General features: G+C 73.8%; 5 protein-coding genes. All 5 read left to right on the top strand.

All coding sequences use genetic code 11. From position 1 onward, the window contains the following. Positions 1-226 precede the first annotated feature (226 nt). On the top strand, positions 227-1,921 hold the full coding sequence (locus ACFV4F_RS42335; protein WP_380435451.1) for a sensor histidine kinase: 1,695 nt from the start codon (positions 227-229) through the stop codon (positions 1,919-1,921). Then, the gene (locus ACFV4F_RS42340) at positions 1,918-2,325 is read left to right on the top strand and encodes a roadblock/LC7 domain-containing protein (protein ID WP_329925671.1); all 408 of its coding nucleotides are present in this window, start codon (positions 1,918-1,920) and stop codon (positions 2,323-2,325) included. The genes ACFV4F_RS42335 and ACFV4F_RS42340 overlap by 4 nt, the downstream gene beginning before the upstream one ends. A gap of 19 nt (positions 2,326-2,344) precedes the next feature. Further along, complete coding sequence (locus ACFV4F_RS42345) at positions 2,345-2,710, top strand: DUF742 domain-containing protein (protein ID WP_380435393.1); 366 nt, start codon at positions 2,345-2,347, stop codon at positions 2,708-2,710. Continuing rightward, positions 2,691-3,305, top strand: coding sequence for an ATP/GTP-binding protein (locus ACFV4F_RS42350; RefSeq protein ID WP_380435392.1), 615 nt, complete (start codon positions 2,691-2,693; stop codon positions 3,303-3,305). Before ACFV4F_RS42345 ends, ACFV4F_RS42350 begins: the two co-directional genes overlap by 20 nt. A gap of 137 nt (positions 3,306-3,442) precedes the next feature. Further along, the coding region (locus tag ACFV4F_RS42355; RefSeq protein ID WP_380511166.1) for a cytochrome P450 at positions 3,443-4,781 on the top strand (1,339 nt) is incomplete at its 3' end.

Genomic DNA, 4,781 nt, shown 5'->3' on the forward strand with positions numbered 1-4,781 from the left:
GAGAAACCTGGTGCGGGCGCCGGCCCCGGCGGGACGGGGGCCGGACCGGGCACCAGCGGTCGCGCACCCGTGCGACATGTCTGACATGTCCGGCAAGATCGCACAAGTCAGCACTGCCACAGTAATTTTGAGTTTCATTCAGAAATGTCGAGACCCGGCTATGCTGCCTCGGACCACCGCCCCCGACCCCCTTCCGATGTCCCCTTCCGACCGTTTGAGGATGCTGATGCTTCGACCCGGATCGTCCCCCGGCAGACGGCCCACCGCGCCCCCGCCCGGGTGGCTGCTGCCCATGGCCGTGCTCGCCGCCGCCGCGGTGGCCGCCGTGGCGATCGCGGTCTCCGGCGCCCGCCCCGAGGTGATCTGGAGCGGCATCGCCGCCACGGCCGCGGTGGCCCTGGTGGCCGCCGAGGCGGGCCGCCGGGGCCGGGCACTGTCCCTCCTGCGCCGCGAACACGCCCGCCAGACGGACGAGTTGCGCCAGAAGATGCTCCGGCAGGACGCCACCATGGTCGCCCTCTCCCGGCAGGAGCTGCCCGCCGCGCTGGCCCGCCTCCAGGCGACCAACTCGGTCGACACGGCGATGCACGCCTACGAGTCCAGGGACCCGATGCTCAGCCCCGAGTACCGGGCCGCCCGGGACGAGCTGCTGCACCGCGTCCTGCGGGCCGTCGACGAGGAGACCGCCCAGCGCGAGGCCTCCCAGCGCGCCTTCGTGAACATCGCCCGGCGCGTCCAGGCGATCATCCACCGCCAGGCCCGCGACCTGCGCGAGATGGAGGACCGGCACGGCAACGACCCGGCCGTCTTCGACGACCTGCTGCGCCTGGACCACGGCAACGCCCTGACCGGCCGCCTCGCCGACTCCATCGCCGTCCTCGCCGGCGCCCGCCCCGGCCGCCAGTGGAGCCGCCCGGTCGCGCTCTACAGCGTGCTGCGCGGCGGCATGTCGCGCATCCTGGAGTACCAGCGCGTCTCGCTGCACCCCACCCCCGAGGTCGCCGTCATCGGCCCCGGCGTCGAACCGCTCATCCACGCGGTCGCCGAGCTCCTCGACAACGCGACCCGCTACTCCCCGCCGCACACCCACGTGCACCTCACCGCCTCCGAGGTGCAGACCGGGATAGCGGTCGAGATCGAGGACGGCGGCCTCGGCCTCAGCGAGGACGGCTACGCCCGCGCCGAGGAGGTCCTGCGGCACGCGCAGGGCGAGTTCGACCTCAACGACCTCGGCGAGACCCCGCGCCTCGGCCTGGCCGTCGTCGGGCGGCTGTGCCGCGCGTACGGCTTCCAGGTCACGCTGCGCCCGTCCGCGTACGGCGGCATCCGCGCGGTGCTGGTCGTGCCGCGCGAGCTGATCACCACCGCGCCGGCCACCGGTCGCGCGCACGGCATCGGCTCCATCTCCGGCCCGCGCCCGCTGCCGGCCAACCAGCCGCGATCCAAGTCCTCGTCGCGGCCGTGGGGCCCGCCGCCGCTGTCGGTCAACAGCCCGGCCTTCGCCAACTCCCCGTGGGCCGGCACCGGTCCGATGCCCAACGGCCCGGTCCCGTCCGGTCCGGTGTCCTCCGCCCCGATGACGTCGGGCCACGTGCCGGCCGGACCGATACGGGCGAACGGGCACGGGCCCGGACCGATGGACGACCTGCCGGTGGTGACCGAACGCGGCGCCAACGGGCTGCCCCAGCGCCGGCGCCACCGCCAGACGCTCGGCCGCACCGGCTACCCCGCGCCCGCGCGGGACACGGCGGGACCGGTCCCGCAGCCCAAGGAGACGGCCAAGGAGCCGGTGCAGCCCGGCATCTGGCTCACCGCCTTCCTGGAGGGCATCAACGGCGAGGCGTCGCCCCCCGGTTCGGGCGAGCGCCCCGGCGGAGCCGACCAGACCAGAGACAACACGGCAGGGAAAGGCGAGCAGTGATTCAGCAGCGCACCAACATGGACTGGATGCTCAAGGACCTGGCGCTGAGCGTCCCGTACGCCCGGCACGTGATCGTCCTGTCCTCGGACGGCCTGCGGATGGCCCAGTACGGCACCGACCCGGACGCCGCCGACCGTCTCGCGGCGGCCTGCGCCGGCCTGCAGAGCCTGGCGACGGCGGTGGCGCACGAGTTCCCGCACGGGGACGGCGGGATGCGGATGGTCGTGATCGAGGTGAGCGGCGGCTTCTTCTACATGATGGCGGCGGGCTCGCGCGCGTACCTCGCCGTGCTCGCCGACGAGGGCGTCGACGCCGGGCTGGTGAGCTCGCAGATGCGCGACCTCGTCGCCCGGATCGGCGAGCACCTGACCACGCCGCCGCGCAAGGGCGAGCAGGTCGCATGAGCGAGCGAAAGGTGGACTCATGACTGACCCCGGCCCCGGCGGGCGCCGGGACGACGACGACCCGGAGCGCCTGTACGTCATCACGGGCGGGCGCAGCGGGCCGGCCGGGCCGACCCCGTTCGACCTGGTCACCCTGATCGTCACCCGCAGGGACCCGCGGCCCGGCATGCAGCCCGAGCACGCGGCGATCCTGCGGCTGTGCACCTCACCCCTGTCCGTCGCCGAGATCTCCGCCTACCTGCGGCTGCCGACGAGCGTGGTGACCGTGCTGCTGGCGGACCTGCTCGACGACGAGCTGATCGAGGCCCGCGCCGCCGTACCCCCGGCGGACTTCCCCGACCGTGCCCTCCTGGAGGCGGTGATCCATGGACTACAGCGACTCTGACACGCTGGTCGGGCCGGCGGCCTCGGACCTGCTGCCGGCCTCCGCGACCTCGGCGGTCAAGGTCGTGATCGTCGGAGGTTTCGGGGTCGGCAAGACGACCCTGGTCGGTTCGGTGAGCGAGATCCGTCCGCTCACCACCGAGGAGACGATGACCCAGGAGGGCGAGGGCGTCGACGACGTCGCCGGGGTCGAGCGCAAGACCGAGACGACCGTCGCGATGGACTTCGGCCGGATCAGCATCAGCGACGAACTGGTGCTGTACGTGTTCGGCACCCCCGGGCAGGAGCGGTTCTGGTTCCTCTGGAACGGCCTGTTCGAGGGCGCGCTCGGCGCGGTGGTGCTGGTCGACACCCGCCGGCTGGAGGTCAGCTTCGAGGTGATCGGGCGGCTGGAGGACCGGGGCGTGCCGTTCGTCGTCGCGATCAACGGCTTCCCGGACTCGCCCGCGCACCCGGTCGAGGAGCTGCGGGCCGCCCTCGACCTGCCGCGGGACGTGCCGATCGTCACCTGCGACGCCCGGCGGCGCGAATCCTGCCGGGACGTCCTCATGGCCCTGATGCGCTACCTGTACGACTGCGCCGCGAAGCGGGCGTGAGCCGCCGCCCCGTCCGGTCCGGCCCCTCCCCCGCCCGCCCGGCCGTTCCACCTTCCCTGTCCGTTCCGATCCCGTCCGATCCCGGAGACCCTGTGACAACTCCGCACTCCGACAGTGCACTTCCCGACGATCTCGCGGTGGCCCCGCCGCCCGGCTGCCCCGCGCACGGCCGCCCCGAGATCGGCCCGATCGGCCCGAACGGCGTGCGACGCCTGTACGGGCCCGAGGCCGAGGCCGACCCGTGGGCGGTGTACGAGAAGCTCCGCGCCGAGCACGGCGACGTGGCGCCGGTGCTGCTGTACGGCGACGTGCCGGCCTGGCTGATCCTCGGCCACGCGGCGAACCTCACGGCGATGCGCACGCCCTCGCTCTTCTCGCGCGACTCCCGGCTGTGGACGAAGTTCAAGGACGGGACGGTCGGCGCGGACTCGCCGCTCATGCCGGTCGTCGCGTGGCAGCCGCTGTGCGTGTTCGCGGACGGCGAGGAGCACCGGCGCCTGCGCGGTGCCCTCAACGACGGGCTCGGCGGCTTCGACCACCGGGGCATCCGCCGGCACGTCATCGGCTTCGTCGACGCCATGGTGCGGGACTTCGGGCGCACCGGGCACGCCGAGCTGGTCAGCCAGTTCGCCGAGCACCTGCCGATGCTGGTCCTGACGCAGTTGCTCGGCATGCCCCGCGAGTACGGTCCGCGCCTGGTCGACGCGGCGCGCGACCTCATGCGGGGCACCGCGACGGCGATCGAGAGCAACGAGTACGTCGTCGCGAGCCTGCGCCGGGCCATCGAGCGCAAGCGCGTCGAGCCGGGCGACGACCTCGTCACCTCGCTCATGCGGCACCCGGCCGGGCTCACCGACGACGAGGTCCTGGAGCACCTGCGGGTCGTACTGCTGGCGGCGAACGAGACCACCGTCAACCTGATCGCCGACACACTGAAGATGGTCCTCACCGACCCGCGCTTCCGCGCCAGCCTGTCCGGCGGGCACATGACCCTCGCGGAGGCGCTCGACCAGGTGCTGTGGGACTCCCCGCCGATGATCCTGGTGGCCGGCCGGTGGGCCACCGGGGACACCGAGCTCGGCGGGCAGCAGATCGAGGCGGGCGACCTGCTCCTCCTCGGGCTCGCGGCGGGCAACTTCGACCCGGTCGTCCGGCCCGACCGGAACGCGCCGCTGCACGGCAACCGCTCCCACCTGTCCTTCGGCAGCGGCCCGCACGAGTGCCCCGGCCAGGACATCGGCCGCGCCATCGCCGAGACCAGCATCGACCACCTGCTCACCCGGCTGCCGGACCTGCGGCTCGCCGAGGAGGAGAAGGACCTGGACTACACGTCGGCGTGGCTGGCCCGCCACCTCGTCGAACTCCCGGTCGAGTTCACGCCGGTGATCCTGGAGGAGGGGGCCGGGGGGCCCCGCGCGCGCGCCCCCGCCCGGGGGGGGGGGGGGGCCCGCGCCCCCGCCGCCCCCCGCACCGCGA

It is taken from the genome of Kitasatospora sp. NPDC059722 (assembly GCF_042733235.1).
GTDB lineage: Bacteria > Actinomycetota > Actinomycetes > Streptomycetales > Streptomycetaceae > Kitasatospora.